The organism is Bradyrhizobium algeriense (assembly GCF_036924595.1).
GTDB lineage: Bacteria > Pseudomonadota > Alphaproteobacteria > Rhizobiales > Xanthobacteraceae > Bradyrhizobium > Bradyrhizobium algeriense.
On record NZ_JAZHRV010000001.1, the window covers coordinates 7,392,305 to 7,405,833 of the forward strand.

Consider the following 13,529-nt stretch of genomic DNA (forward strand, 5'->3'; position numbering starts at 1 on the left):
TGGAGAAATAGTGATGAGCGCTGAAACCAACAGCACGCGACGAGTCGACTCGGGACTCGAAGCTCTCGTGACGTTGTTGCATTTCCAGGGCGTCGCGGCCGATCGCCAGCAGATCAGGCATCGGTTCGGAACGGACAAGATTGGCGCATCGGAGATTCTCCGGTGCGCCAAGGCTCTCGGATTGAAGGCCCGGGCCTGCCGCACCGATTGGTCGCGGCTTGCCAGGATGCCCTTGCCCGCGATTGCGAGCTTGCGCGACGGCGGCTTCATGGTGGTTGCCAAGGCCGACGACGAGAAAGTTCTGGTTCAGTCGCCGACGGAATCCAGGCCCACCTTGATGACGAAGGCCGAGCTTCTCGCCATCTGGGACGGCGGCTTGATCCTGATGACACGCCGCGCCGGATTATCCGATGTCACCCGACGCTTCGACATCACCTGGTTTCTCGGTGCGATCCACAAATACCGGCATCTTTTGGGGGAAGTGCTGGTCGCGTCGTTCTTCTTGCAGATATTCGCGCTGGTATCGCCGCTGTTCTTCCAGGTGGTCATCGACAAGGTGCTGGTGCATCGCTCGCTGAGCACCCTCGACGTGCTGATCATCGGCCTGGTGGCGATCTCGATGTTCGAGACCGTGCTGGGCATCCTGCGAACCTATCTGTTCTCACATACCACCAACCGCATCGACGTCGAACTCGGAGCGCGCCTGTTCAATCATCTGCTGGCCCTGCCGATGGCCTATTTCCAGGCGCGTCGCGTCGGCGATTCGGTCGCGCGGGTGCGCGAACTTGAGAACATCCGCAATTTCCTTACCAGTTCGGCCCTGACGCTGGCGATCGACCTGCTGTTCACCTTCGTATTTCTGGCGGTCATGTTCGCCTATTCGCCGCTGCTGACCTGGATCGTGCTCGGCTCGTTCCCGTTTTACATCGCGATCTCGGCCGGCGTGACGCCGCTGTTCAGGCGGAGGCTCGACGAGAAATTTCGGCGCGGCGCCGAGAATCAGGCTTTTCTGGTCGAGAGCGTGACCGGGATCGAAACGCTCAAGGCGATGGCGGTCGAGCCGCAGATGCAGCGGCACTGGGAAGAACAGCTTGCCGGTTACGTCGCGGCGAGCTTCCGGGTCTTGTGTCTCGGCAATACTGCTAGCCAGATGGTGCAGTTCGTCAGCAAGGTCGCCAGCGCGGGTATTCTGTATTTCGGTGCCAGGCAGGTGATCGACGGCGGCCTGTCGGTCGGTGAACTCGTGGCCTTCAGCATGCTGTCCGGGCGGGTCAGCGCGCCGGTATTGCGTCTCGCGCAGGTTTGGCAAGATTTTCACCAGGCGCGGCTGTCGGTCCTCAGACTGGGCGACATCCTCAACACGACGGCTGAACCGACCTATTCGGCTGGGCGCACCCAGTTGCCCGCGATCCGCGGCAACATCACCTTCGACCACGTGACATTCCGCTATCGCGTCGACGGACAGCAGGTGCTGCATGACGTCAGTTTCGATGTGCCGGCCGGGCAAATGGTCGGCATCGTCGGGCCTTCAGGATCTGGCAAGAGCACGTTCGCGAAGCTGGTGCAGCGGCTCTATGTGCCGGAAAGCGGGCGCGTCCTGATTGACGGCATGGATCTCGCGATGGCGGACCCCGCCGGGCTACGCCGCCAGATAGGCGTCGTCCTGCAGGAAAACGTGCTGTTCAACCGCTCGGTGCGCGAGAATATCGCGCTCAGCGATCCGGCCATGCCGATGGAGCGCGTCATCGCTGCGGCGACGCTGGCGGGGGCGCATGAGTTCATCCTCGAACTGCCTGAAGGCTACGATACCATTGTCGGTGAGCGGGGCTCGACCCTCTCCGGCGGCCAGCGCCAGCGTATTGCGATAGCCCGCGCGCTGATCGCCGATCCGCGCATCCTGATCTTCGACGAGGCCACAAGTGCGCTCGACTACGAGAGTGAGCGCATCATTCAGCAGAACATGAAAGAGATCGCCAAGGGACGAACCGTTTTGATCATCGCGCATCGGCTCTCCACCGTGCGATCAGCGGATCGCATCGTCACGATCGAACGCGGTCGCCTGGTCGAGGACGGCACCCACGACGCTCTGGTCAAGACCGGCGGCCGTTATGCGGCGCTGCATCGGATGCAGGGAGGAATCTATGAAGTCGGTTAGCCGCGCCTTGCCCGTCAAGCAGACGCAAATCGTCGTTCCGTTCAAGCGCGTGCAGGAGCGGCGCGGTGACGAACTCGCGTTCCTGCCGGCCGCACTGGAGATCATGGAGACGCCGCCATCGCCGGTCGGCCGTTTGACCGTGATAATCATCATTTTTCTGTTCGGCGCGGCGGTGATCTGGTCCTGGTGGGGAACGATCGACATCGTGGCGTCGGCGACCGGCAAAATCGTGCCGAGCGGCCGCACCAAGGTGATCCAGCCGTTCGAGACCGGCGTGGTCCGCGCCATTCGGGTGCAGGACGGACAGGCCGTCAAAGCCGGCGAGGTGCTGATCGAGCTCGATCCGACCGTCAACGCGGCTGAGCGCGACCACCTGCACAACGATCTCCTCGCCGAAAAACTCAACACTGCGCGGCTGCGCGCGGCGCTCGCGGCCGTGGACGATCGCGAGGCCGACTTCACGCCGCCTGCCGGCGCGGACCCGATACTGGTCAGCGCGCAGCGCCAACTCTTGCTCAACCAGGTGACGGAGCACCGCGCCAAGATCGCCGCGCTGGCGCGGCAGCAGGCGCAGAAGGAAGCCGAACAGGCCACCACGGGGGCCACCATCCACAAGCTCGAGGCCATGATCCCGGTGGTCCAGCAGCGCGTCGATATTCGCAAGACCTTGATGGAAAAGGAGCTGAGTTCGAAGATCAGCTATTTCGAGGTTTTGCAGTTGCTGGTCGAACAGCAGGAGGAACTCAGCGTTCAGAAGAGTCATCTGCAGGAAGCCGAGGCCGCCGTGGCGGCTATTCGCGAGACGCGCGGCCAGGCGGTGGCAGAATACCGTCGCGCGTTATCAGACGAACTCGCAAAGGCCGAGCAAAAGGCAAGCGGGCTTGCCCAGGACCTGATCAAGGCTGAACGGAAGACCGGACTTCAGCAGCTTGCTTCACCGGTTGATGGCGTGGTGCAGCAGCTCGCGATCCACACGGTCGGCGGCGTCGTCACGCCCGCACAGGCCCTGCTGGTGATCGTTCCCCGCGATAGCCGGCTCGAAATCGAGGCGATGGTCTCGAACCGCGACATCGGCTTTGTCCATCCCGGCCAGCAAGCCGAGATCAAGATCGATACCTTCAATTTCACCCGCTATGGCCTGCTGCGCGGTGAGGTTCTCGGCGTTTCGCAGGACGCCATCATCCGCGACCAGCCACAGGACCGCCCCGGCGATCGACGGGTAGGAGCACAGAACGACACCAGCGAACCGAAGGGGCAGGAGCTGAACTACAGCGCGCGCGTATCGCTCGACCGTGCCAAAATGCGGGTCGACGACCGGATGGTCGATTTGTCGCCGGGCATGGCAGTGACGGTGGAAATCAAGACGGGATCGCGCACCATCCTGAGCTATCTGCTCTCGCCGCTACTTCGCTATCAGCAGGATGTTCTGCGCGAACGGTGAGGACGCTGAAACAACTATTCCTTCGGCTTGATCGCCCAGGACACGTTCACCGTCACCGAAAGCGTCTCCTCGCCTTGCGCGACCGGTGCGCCGGCGGCCATGGGCGCGGCCACCTTGCCACGGTGTAACGGCACGGGCGCGCCTTCCTCGGAAATGCTGATCGGCTCACCGAGCGTCACGCCGGCAGCCTTGGCATAGATCTCGGCCTTGCGGCGCGCGTCCGCGATCGCTTTCTCGCGGGCCTCGTCCAGATGTTTTGAGGTCTGCGTTACTGTAAAATTGATGCCGCCGATCTCGTTGGCGCCGGCGCCGACCAGCACGTCGATGATGTTAGCGACCTTGGCCACATCGCGAATCCTGACCGTGACACGGTTGCTGGCGCGGAAGCTTACGATACCTGGTGTGCGCTCCGAGGCCTTGGACGACGTCGCAAATTGCGGTTGCAGCGACAGCCGCGAGGTCTGGTAGTCCTTTTCCTCGATGCCGGCGCCCTTGAGCGCCGCCAGCACCTTGCCCATCGCCGCGTTGTTGGCATCTGACGCCTCGCGCGCGGTCTTGGCGTCCGACGTCACGCCGCCGTCGATCTGGGCCTGATCCGGCGGCACCGACACATTCGCTTCGCCGGTCACGGAAATCGCAGGCGGCGGCATCGTCTGCGCCAATGCGGGCACAGCGGGCCACGTGGCGGCCACGGCCGCAAGGACGAGCGAATACTTCATCCTTCTTACCTCAGCGGCACGTAGACGTTGATCACCAGCTTGTCCTCTGCCGTCTTCAGGGGGTCGGTGATGTATTCCTCGATGAAAGTATCCTTGGCCTCGAGCTTCTTGTCGTCGAGGTGGTTGGTGATCGCCTCGTAGGTATTGTCCATGTTGTCGTAGGAGCCGCGATGGACGAACTTCAGCGCCTTGCCGTCGGGCGACTTGCCCATGCTCATGTCCTTGGTCAGGTTCTTGACGTCCTGATCGACCGGAATCTGGGCCAGGAACGTAAAACCGGTATCGTCGGTCGAGGTGTAGACGATCATCGAATTGCCCGTGGCCTTGATGCCCTGCTTGTCGAGCACGGCGGTCAGCGCCTTGAACGCATCGATCAGGGTGTCGAAGGCCGCGTCCCAATTCGCGGTGCCCTTGATGATAACCACTTTCTTGGGCTCGAGGGCGAACTCCTCGCCGAAGGGGTCGGCGGCCTGGACGCCGGCGGCGGGAGGAGGGGGCGCGGGCAACGGGGCCTTTTCCGCCGTGGGGGCATCCGCGGGCGACTTGGTTTCGGCCGGCGGCGGGACCGGAACCGCTGATGGTGCGGGGCTGGGCACAGCCGACGGGCTCGCGGCCGGCGAGGCTGAGGGCGCCGGCGATTGCGCCAGGGTGGCCCCGCCAAACGCAACCATGGAGAGTGCGACCAAGGCCGCACGGAAAGTGCTGATACGGTTCATTTCAGGTATTCTCCATCCCACCCCACCCTGGCGGCGGCATGTCCCGGTCCGCGCCCGCCAGAATGGTGCCATTTTCTAACACGCAAGGCCCGCTTTCGTCCCATGACAGATGCGTCATACGCCCCTGCGTACTGGTGCTCCAATTCCGAAGCTCGCAAGTGTATGCGGCAGGCGCTTATGCGAGCTTCGGAATTAAGAGGAGCACCAGCAAGTTTGTCGTTTCCTGGTGAGGTGAATTTGCAGTTCCTATGAAGTAGTTACGGCGAAACTGATAGGAACTGCAAATTCACCTCACTAGCCAATTGGCCATCATTCGCCATATAAGGCAGGCAGAATTTGGGAAATTTCATGAGCGCGCTCGCCAACCACGCATTTGCCAAGATGAACGGCATCGGCAACGAAATTGTCGTGGTGGATCTGCGCGATTCCAAGGCCGCCGTGACCGCTGAGGAGGCGCGTGCGGTGGCCTCCCCTGCGGGCGTGCCCTATGACCAATTGATGGTATTGCAGCCGCCGCGGCTGCAGGGCACCGAGGCCTTCATCCGCATCTACAACAATGACGGCTCGGAGGCCGGCGCCTGCGGCAACGGCATGCGCTGCGTGGTGCGCCGCCTGTTCGAGGAGACCGGCCAGACCGCCGTGACGTTTGAGACCCGCGCCGGCCTGTTGAACTGCTGGCAGGGCCCGGCGCCCGATCTCTACACCGTCGACATGGGCGCGCCGAAATTTGCCTGGCAGGATATCCCGCTGGCGGAAGAATTTCGCGACACCCGCTATATTGAACTGCAGGTTGGGCCGATCGATGCGCCGGTGCTGCATTCGCCGTCGGTGGTCTCGATGGGCAATCCGCACGCGATCTTCTGGGTCGACGACGTCAACGCCTATGACCTCGACCGCTTCGGGCCGCTTCTGGAAAACCATCCGATCTTTCCCGAGCGCGCCAACATCACGCTGGCCCATATCGTCGACCGCGACCACATCACGATCCGCACCTGGGAGCGCGGCGCCGGCCTGACCCGGGCCTGCGGCTCGGCGGCCTGCGCTACCGCCGTCGCGGCGGCGCGGCTGAAGCGCGCCAACCGCAGCGTCGAAATCACGCTGCCCGGCGGCAAGCTTGCGATCGAATGGCGCGAGCGCGACGACCATGTGCTGATGACCGGCACCGCCGATTTCGAATATGAAGGCCGCTTCGATCCCGCGCTGTTCGCCAGCGTCGCCTAGGAGCCATGAGCGTCGACGTCCTCACCTTCGGCTGCCGTCTCAACGCGTTCGAATCCGAGGTGATCGCCCGCGAGGCGGAGCGCGCCGGCCTTTCCGATACTGTCGTCATCAATAGCTGCGCGGTCACCAACGAGGCGGTGGCACAGGCGCGGCAATCGATCCGGCGGCTGAAGCGCCAGCGGCCGGATGTGCGCATCGTCGTCACCGGCTGCGCGGCGCAGACCCAGCCGGAAATGTTCGCCGAAATGACCGAGGTCGATCGCGTCGTCGGCAATGACGACAAGATGCGCGGCGAGGCGTGGCGCGACACGCGCGCGGCGTTCGATGCCGGTTTTGGTGTCGAGACAAGTGAAAAGATCGCCGTCGCCGACATCATGGCGGTGCGCGAGATGGCGCCGCATCTGCTCGACGGCTTCAAGGCCGGCTTGCCGCGCGTATTCGTGCAAGTGCAAAATGGCTGCGACCATCGCTGCACCTTCTGCATCATTCCCTATGGCCGCGGCAATTCGCGCTCGGTGCCGATGGGCGCCGTCGTCGAACAGGTGCGCGCGCTGGCCGAACGCGGTCATGCCGAGATCGTGCTGACCGGTGTTGACCTTACGAGCTACGGCGCCGATCTGCCGGGGACGCCGAAGCTTGGGCAATTGACCCGGCAAATCCTGCGGCATGTACCGGAACTGAAGCGCTTGCGGATTTCATCGATCGATTCCATCGAAGCCGATCGCGATCTGCTAGACGTCATCGCCGATGATGAGCGGCTGATGCCACATCTGCATCTGTCGCTGCAATCAGGTGACGATCTCATTCTGAAGCGGATGAAGCGCCGGCATTCGCGGCAAGACGCAATCGAGTTCTGCGCCCAGGTGCGGCGGCTCCGGCCGGACATCACGCTCGGCGCCGATATCATTGCGGGCTTCCCGACCGAGACTGACGAAATGTTCGCGCGCTCGGAAGATCTGGTCGCGGAATGCGATCTCACCTTCCTGCACGTGTTTCCCTACTCGCCGCGGCCGGGTACCCCGGCAGCGCGGATGCCGCAGGTCGTGGGCGGCGAGATCAAGGAGCGCGCGAAGCGATTGCGCGCGGCGGGTGAGGCGGCGTTGCAAAGGCGACTGACGTCGGAGATCGGTGCGACGCGTCAAGTCTTGATCGAAAGCGCGACGCAAGGGCGGACGGAGCATTTCCTGCCGGTGGCGATAGCGGGCGGAACATCGGGAGCGGTGATGACGCTCGCGATCAACGGCCACGATGGTGCGCGGTTGACGGTGTGAGCCGCCCTTCCTTCTCCCCTTGTGGGAGAAGGTGGCGCGAAGCGCCGGATGAGGGGTTCTTTCCGCGGAGACAGACCCCTCATCCGTCTCGCCGCCGCTTCGCGTCAGCGATCCACCTTCTCCCACAAGGGGAGAAGGGAAGAAAGTCACTCGCCGTTCCAACCACACGCCCTGAGCCGCTCGCGCATATGCTCCGGCGCCGGCGCGGTCACGCGCACCGGTTCCTTGTTCTTCGAAATCGGAATCACGATCTCGCGGGAATGCAGATGCAGGATCGGCTCGCCAAAACGAGGTCCGTTGCCGTAGATATTGTCGCCGACGATCGGCCAGCCCATGGCTGACGTGTGCACGCGCAATTGATGGGTGCGGCCGGTCACCGGTTCCAGTGCGAGCCAGCAAAGGCCGTCGCCGCGGCCGCGCACTTTCCAGTTGGTGACGGCCTTCTGCCCGTCCGGATCCGGCTTCTGCCACCAGCCGCGCTCGACGTTGAGCCGCCCGAGCGGCATGTCGATGGTGCCTTCATCTTCGGCAGGTCCGCCCTCGATCACCGCCCAATAGGTTTTTCCGATCTTGCCGTGCTTGAACAACAGGCCGAGCGAGGCAGTGGCCTTGCGATGGCGTCCCAGCACGAGACAGCCGGAAGTATCCTTGTCGAGCCGGTGGGCCAGCACCGGCGGCCGCGGCAGGCCGAATCGCAAGCCGTCGAAGGACGCTTCCAGATTGGCACCGCCCTTGGGGCCGCGATGCACCGGCAGGCCGGCAGGCTTGTCGATCACAAGCATCAGCCCGTCGCGGTGGAGCACCCGGGCCTGGATTTCTTCCGCCGTTAATCCGGGGACATCAAGGGATGCCCCGGGAACAGTGAAGGATATCCCGGGAACAGCGATGGGTTTGTTGTGACTTCCGCTCATGGCGCGAAACCGCTAACACGTCCCCGACATGAGCGATACCACTCCCGGAACCCCCAAACTGAGCTGGTGGCGGCGGCTTTCGAGCGGCCTGAAGCGGACCTCGAGTTCGCTCGGGTCGGCGGTTGCCGACCTCGTCACCAAGCGCAAGCTCGACCGCGCCATGCTCGACGATATCGAGGATGTGCTGCTGCGCGCCGATCTCGGTACTGCCGTGGCGGTGCGGATAGCTGATGCCGTCGGCGCCGGCCGTTACGACAAGGCGATTTCGGCCGACGAAGTGAAGACGGTGGTTGCGACCGAAGTCGAAAAGGTGCTGGCGCCGGTGGCGAAGCCGCTGGAGATCGACGCAGCGCAAAAGCCGTTCGTCATTCTCGTGGTTGGCGTCAACGGCTCGGGCAAGACCACCACCATCGGCAAGCTTGCCGCGAAACTCAGCGCCGAGGGCCGGAAGATCATGATGGCGGCCGGCGATACGTTCCGCGCCGCGGCGATCGAGCAGCTCAAGGTCTGGGGCGAGCGCACCAGGTCGCCGGTGATATCAGGCGCGCAGGGCTCGGATTCGGCAAGCCTCGCCTTCAACGCGCTGACCGCGGCGAAGGAACAGAATATCGACGTGCTGCTGGTCGACACCGCCGGGCGGTTGCAGAACAAGGCCGAGCTGATGAACGAACTCGAAAAGGTGGTTCGCGTCATCAAGAAGGTCGATGCATCGGCCCCGCATGCGGTGCTGCTCGTGCTCGATGCCACGGTGGGACAAAATGCGCTGTCGCAGGTCGAGGCATTTCATCGTACCGCTGGCGTCACCGGCCTCGTGATGACGAAGCTCGACGGCACCGCGCGAGGCGGCATCCTGGTGGCGCTGGCGGAGAAATTCAAACTGCCCGTGCACTTCATCGGCGTCGGCGAAGGCATCGACGATCTCGCGCCGTTCACCGCGCGCGACTTTGCCAACGCGATTGCAGGAATCGAAAGCTAAGATGGACAAGAACCAGCCGCATCCGGTGTTCAAGCTCGCGACCGAACTCGGTCCGCTCATCGTGTTCTTCGTCGCCAACGCGAAGTTCAACCTGTTCGTGGCGACCGGCGCCTTCATGGTGGCGATCGTGGCCGCGATGATCGCCTCCTATGTGGTGGTGCGGCATGTGCCCATGATGGCGATCGTCACCGCCGTCATCGTGCTGGTGTTCGGCACGCTGACACTGGTGCTGCACGACGAAACCTTCATCAAGGTCAAGCCGACCATCATCTACGGCCTGTTCGCCGCGATACTCGGCGGCGGTCTGTTGTTCGGCCGCTCGTTCATCGCGATCCTGTTCAATCAGATGTTCAACCTGACGCCGAAGGGCTGGCGCATCCTGACCATGCGCTGGGCGTTGTTCTTTCTGGCGATGGCGGTCCTGAACGAAATCATCTGGCGCACGCAGTCGACCGACTTCTGGGTCACCTTCAAGGCGTTCGGCGCGGTCCCGCTGACGATGGTCTTTGCGATTTCTCAGATGCCGGTGATCAAGCGCTACCATCTGGAGCCGGCCACGCTCGAGGCGAGCGAGGCGGAAGCGGGCGATGTGAGCAAGGGCTGATCAAAAAGCAAAACGCACCGGCGCGGGGCGCGCGCCGATGCGTTCGGCGAAGATCAGCTCTTCTGCTTGGCGATGATCTTGTCCTTGATCTTGTCGTAGGTCGCCTGCGGGACAATGCTCTTCTGCACCAGCTCGTCCTTGCCCTTGTACGGGCGGCCCGCGATGATCTTGGCGGAATAGGCCTTGCCGACACCCGGCAGCGCGTCGAGCTGGTCGGCGGTCGCCGAGTTGATATCGAGCAGTTCCGCCTTGGGCGCCGGCGCCATCTTCGACTCCGAGGCCTTCGGCGCGGGCGCCATCTTGCTGTCGGATTTGGTTGCGGGCTGCGCGGTCTGGGCCATCGACGGGGTCGCCGTCAGCATGCCCAGGGTGAGTGCGGTGGCGAGAAGAGAAGCGAGCGTGAAATGACGCATAGGGTGTCCCTCCAAGGACGGTTCAGGTAACGCCCTAAAACTAGCTGCGAATTCGTGGCGGCGCCATGGCTCTAAAATGAACGATAGATAAAAGCCGAGAATTATTTGCTCAATGCCTTCTCGATCTCGACCTTCAGCACACTGTCGAGATTGGCCGGCGTCACCGGCCCGACCAACTTGTAGACGATGGTGCCGTCGCGGCCGACCACGAAGGTCTCGGGCACGCCGTAGACGCCCCATTCGATCGCGGCGCGGCCGTTGCCATCGACGCCGACCATGCTGAACGGGTTGCCGTAGCGGCCGAGGAAGCGGCGGGCGTTATCGGGGGAATCCTTGTAGTTGATGCCGACGATCTGCAGCCGCGTGTCCTTTGCCAGCGCGGTCAGCAGCGGCGCCTCGTCGTGGCACGGCACGCACCAGGACGCCCAGACATTGACGACGGAGACCTTACCCTTGAAGGCGGCGGGATCGAGCCCGGGGACCGGCGCCCCGTTATGGACGAGGCCTTCCAACGCCGGCAGCGCTGTCTGCGGCGCCGGGCGGCCGATCAGGGCGGAGGGGATTTTTGAGGGATCGCCGCCATACAGCCGCAGCAGGAACAGCGCGGCGACGGCCATGAAGCCGATCAGCGGCAGCGCCACCAGCCAGCGCCGACGGCGCGGCGGCCCATCCGACGCTGTGGGCGGCGCGGTCATCGGATGTCCGTCGCCTGGCGGCCGGAGCGCCGGGTCACGCCGCTGGCCTCGAGTTCGCGCAGGCGCTCCTTCTGGAGGCGATAGTCGATCGCGATCCAGATGATGAGAAGTACCACGACCGCCGCCACCAGCGTGTAGGACGTCACGATAAAGGAAGCGTAGGGTCCGAGCGACATCGCGTCACGCCGCCTGCTGGCTGGCTTGCAACATCTGCAAGCTGCGCACGCGCCGGCGCAGGATCTCGTTGCGCATCGCCGCCAGATGCAGCGTGACGAACAATAGCGAGAAACCGACCGCCATCACCAGCAGTGGAAACAGGAACGCCTTGTCGAGCGTAGAACCGCCCATTCGTATCACGGCCGCCGGCTGATGCAGCGTGTTCCACCAGTCGACCGAGAATTTGATGATCGGCAGGTTGAGCGCGCCGACCAGGGTCAGGACGGCGGCGGCCCGCGCCGCCCGCGCCGGATCGTCTACTGCGCGCCACAGCGCCATCAGGCCGAGATACATCAGGAATAGGATCAGGACCGAGGTCAGCCGCGCATCCCATTCCCAATAGGTGCCCCACATCGGCCGTCCCCACAGCGAACCGGTGACCAGTGCGAGAAACGTGAATGCCGCGCCGATCGGCGCGGCGGCCTTGGCCGCGACATCGGCCAGCGGATGCCGCCATACCAGCGTGCCCAGCGCGGCAATGCTCATGACGCCCCACACGAACATCGCCAGCCACGCATTGGGTACGTGGATGAACATGATCTTGACGGTGGCGCCCTGCTGATAGTCGTCGGGCGCCATCGCCGCCTGGTAGAAGCCCACCAGCAGCAGGATCGCGGTCGCGCCCGCCAGCCACGGCAGCACGCGCGCCGTCAGCGACAGGAATTTGGTGGGATTGGCGAGGTCGATCAGCGTCATGGCATCCTGATAGTCGTCAGCGGCGGGGCAGGCAATGCGGCTTGGTTTGTTTCATATGGCCTCCGCGAGAGTTGATCGGCGTCAAGTCATTGTCAGTCCAGGCCATCTCAGTCCAGACCGTGCCGCAGGCTGGCCGCAGCCGCGAACGGCCCGATCACGAAACTGACCAGCGAGATCGCGCAGAGAATCGAAAACGGTGTTCCAAACGGCAGTGGGCCTGTGATGGCCGCCTGTGACGCCGCAACGCCGAAGATCAGTACCGGGATCGACAGCGGCAGCACCAGTACCGCCAGCAGCAAGCCGCCGCGGTGCAGTGTCACGGCCAGCGCCGCGCCGATCATTCCCGTAAAAGTCAGCGCTGGTGTTCCCACCAGCAGCGTCAGCGCCACCGCCGAGGTCGCCGTGGCGTCGAGATTGAGCATCAGCCCCAGCACAGGGGTTGCCACGATCAGCGGCACGCCGGCGGCTAGCCAGTGGGCCAGCGCTTTCGCGGCACAGGCCAGTTCCAGCGGCGCCCGGCCCATCACGATCAGGTCGAGCGAACCGTCCTCGTGGTCGGCCGTGAATAGGCGGTCCAGCGTGAGCAGGCTCGCCAGCAGCGCGCCGAGCCAGAGGATCGCCGGTCCGAGCCGCGTCAGCAGCGCCAGATCGGGCCCGATCGCGAACGGCATCAGCACCGTGACGGTGAGGAAAAACAGCACCCCGATCAGCGCCCCGCCGCCGACGCGAAGGGCGATCTTGATGTCCCGGCGAATCAATGCGGCGAGGGCGCTCACTTGGTTTCCCCCATCCGCAGTTCCCTGGCCTCGATCCCGAGCGGGGTATGGGTCGCGGCGATGATGACGCCACCACTGGCGAGATGATCGCGCATGACGCCGACGAAAAGGTCTTGCCCGGCGGTATCAAGCGCCGAGGTCGGCTCGTCCAGCAGCCAGACCGGCCGCCGCACCACCAGCAGGCGTGCGATCGAAAGCCGCCGCCGCTGGCCGGCCGAGAGATACGCCGCCGGCAGATGGGTGGCATGGCCGAGCCCTACAGCTTTGAGGCATTGGCTGAGGTCGCCGGCCGCGCCGCCGAGAAAATCGCGCCAGAACGCGAGGTTCTCCTGCACGCTCAGCGCAGGCTTCAGCGCGTCGCGATGGCCGAGATAGTGGGATTGCTCCTGCAAGGTCAGCTCGGCCTCGCTGCCCTCCAGGTCGACCGACCCGCCCGCCGGCACCAGGAGGCCCGCGATCAGGCGCAACAGCGAGGTCTTGCCGGAGCCGTTCGGGCCGACCACGGCCAACACCTCGCCGGAAGCGGCTTCGAAATCGAGGCCCGAGAACACGCTGCGGCCGCCCCTGATACAGTCGATTTGGCGTCCGGAGAGCCGCATTTTGCTTTGTCACAGCCCTCTGAAATTGATGGGTACCGCGTCAGAATTTGTGGGTACCGCATTGCTGCAGCACGCTTGTCGGTGTGGCGGCGCTTCTAGAAAGATTCTATAAGCCCGGAA

15 protein-coding genes are annotated in these 13,529 nt (G+C 64.0%); 6 read left to right on the forward strand and 9 right to left on the reverse strand.

The window, feature by feature from the left end; translation table 11 throughout:
- Positions 1-13: 13 nt before the first annotated feature.
- Positions 14-2,155, forward strand: a complete 2,142-nt coding sequence (locus tag V1286_RS35520) for a type I secretion system permease/ATPase (protein WP_334488070.1) — start codon at positions 14-16, stop codon at positions 2,153-2,155.
- Entirely contained in the window at positions 2,142-3,596 is a 1,455-nt protein-coding gene (locus V1286_RS35525) for an HlyD family type I secretion periplasmic adaptor subunit (protein WP_334488072.1), read from the forward strand. Before V1286_RS35520 ends, V1286_RS35525 begins: the two co-directional genes overlap by 14 nt.
- A gap of 14 nt (positions 3,597-3,610) precedes the next feature.
- On the opposite strand, the gene V1286_RS35530 is transcribed toward V1286_RS35525, so the two are convergent.
- Positions 3,611-4,315 (reverse strand): SIMPL domain-containing protein, encoded by a 705-nt coding sequence (locus V1286_RS35530; protein WP_334488074.1) that lies wholly within the window; start codon positions 4,313-4,315, stop codon positions 3,611-3,613.
- Between the two features lie 5 nt (positions 4,316-4,320).
- Positions 4,321-5,031 (reverse strand): GyrI-like domain-containing protein, encoded by a 711-nt coding sequence (locus tag V1286_RS35535; protein WP_334488077.1) that lies wholly within the window; start codon positions 5,029-5,031, stop codon positions 4,321-4,323.
- A 348-nt stretch (positions 5,032-5,379) separates the two neighbouring features.
- Here V1286_RS35535 and dapF point away from each other — a divergent pair, with 348 nt between their 5' ends.
- Together dapF and mtaB are read left to right on the forward strand one after the other, a co-directional pair.
- Complete coding sequence (gene dapF, locus V1286_RS35540; RefSeq protein ID WP_334488079.1) at positions 5,380-6,252, forward strand: diaminopimelate epimerase; 873 nt, start codon at positions 5,380-5,382, stop codon at positions 6,250-6,252.
- A 5-nt stretch (positions 6,253-6,257) separates the two neighbouring features.
- Positions 6,258-7,523: a tRNA (N(6)-L-threonylcarbamoyladenosine(37)-C(2))-methylthiotransferase MtaB gene (mtaB, locus tag V1286_RS35545; RefSeq protein ID WP_334488082.1), complete on the forward strand. Its 1,266-nt coding sequence runs from the start codon at positions 6,258-6,260 to the stop codon at positions 7,521-7,523.
- A 146-nt stretch (positions 7,524-7,669) separates the two neighbouring features.
- Here mtaB and V1286_RS35550 read toward each other — a convergent pair whose 3' ends face one another.
- Positions 7,670-8,434, reverse strand: coding sequence for an RluA family pseudouridine synthase (locus V1286_RS35550; RefSeq protein ID WP_417021218.1), 765 nt, complete (start codon positions 8,432-8,434; stop codon positions 7,670-7,672).
- A gap of 28 nt (positions 8,435-8,462) precedes the next feature.
- On the opposite strand from V1286_RS35550, the gene ftsY reads away from it, so the two are divergent.
- Together ftsY and V1286_RS35560 are read left to right on the forward strand one after the other, a co-directional pair.
- The gene (gene ftsY / locus V1286_RS35555) at positions 8,463-9,410 is read left to right on the forward strand and encodes a signal recognition particle-docking protein FtsY (RefSeq protein WP_334488085.1); all 948 of its coding nucleotides are present in this window, start codon (positions 8,463-8,465) and stop codon (positions 9,408-9,410) included.
- Between the two features lies 1 nt (position 9,411).
- Positions 9,412-10,014, forward strand: coding sequence for a septation protein A (locus V1286_RS35560; protein ID WP_334488087.1), 603 nt, complete (start codon positions 9,412-9,414; stop codon positions 10,012-10,014).
- A gap of 53 nt (positions 10,015-10,067) precedes the next feature.
- Here V1286_RS35560 and V1286_RS35565 read toward each other — a convergent pair whose 3' ends face one another.
- The 6 genes from V1286_RS35565 to ccmA all read right to left on the reverse strand — a co-directional run bounded on the left by V1286_RS35565 (position 10,068) and on the right by ccmA (position 13,409).
- Entirely contained in the window at positions 10,068-10,427 is a 360-nt protein-coding gene (locus V1286_RS35565; RefSeq protein ID WP_108520664.1) for a ComEA family DNA-binding protein, read from the reverse strand.
- 101 nt (positions 10,428-10,528) lie between these two features.
- Complete coding sequence (locus V1286_RS35570; protein ID WP_334488091.1) at positions 10,529-11,122, reverse strand: DsbE family thiol:disulfide interchange protein; 594 nt, start codon at positions 11,120-11,122, stop codon at positions 10,529-10,531.
- Complete coding sequence (gene ccmD, locus V1286_RS35575) at positions 11,119-11,298, reverse strand: heme exporter protein CcmD (RefSeq protein WP_334488094.1); 180 nt, start codon at positions 11,296-11,298, stop codon at positions 11,119-11,121. Before ccmD ends, V1286_RS35570 begins: the two co-directional genes overlap by 4 nt.
- A gap of 4 nt (positions 11,299-11,302) precedes the next feature.
- Positions 11,303-12,034, reverse strand: a complete 732-nt coding sequence (locus V1286_RS35580; RefSeq protein WP_334488097.1) for a heme ABC transporter permease — start codon at positions 12,032-12,034, stop codon at positions 11,303-11,305.
- Positions 12,035-12,141: 107 nt separating this feature from the next.
- Positions 12,142-12,810, reverse strand: coding sequence for a heme exporter protein CcmB (ccmB, locus tag V1286_RS35585; RefSeq protein ID WP_334488100.1), 669 nt, complete (start codon positions 12,808-12,810; stop codon positions 12,142-12,144).
- A complete protein-coding gene (gene ccmA / locus V1286_RS35590; protein ID WP_334488102.1) occupies positions 12,807-13,409 on the reverse strand; it encodes a heme ABC exporter ATP-binding protein CcmA in 603 nt (200 codons plus the stop codon). Before ccmA ends, ccmB begins: the two co-directional genes overlap by 4 nt.
- Positions 13,410-13,529: the final 120 nt, after the last annotated feature.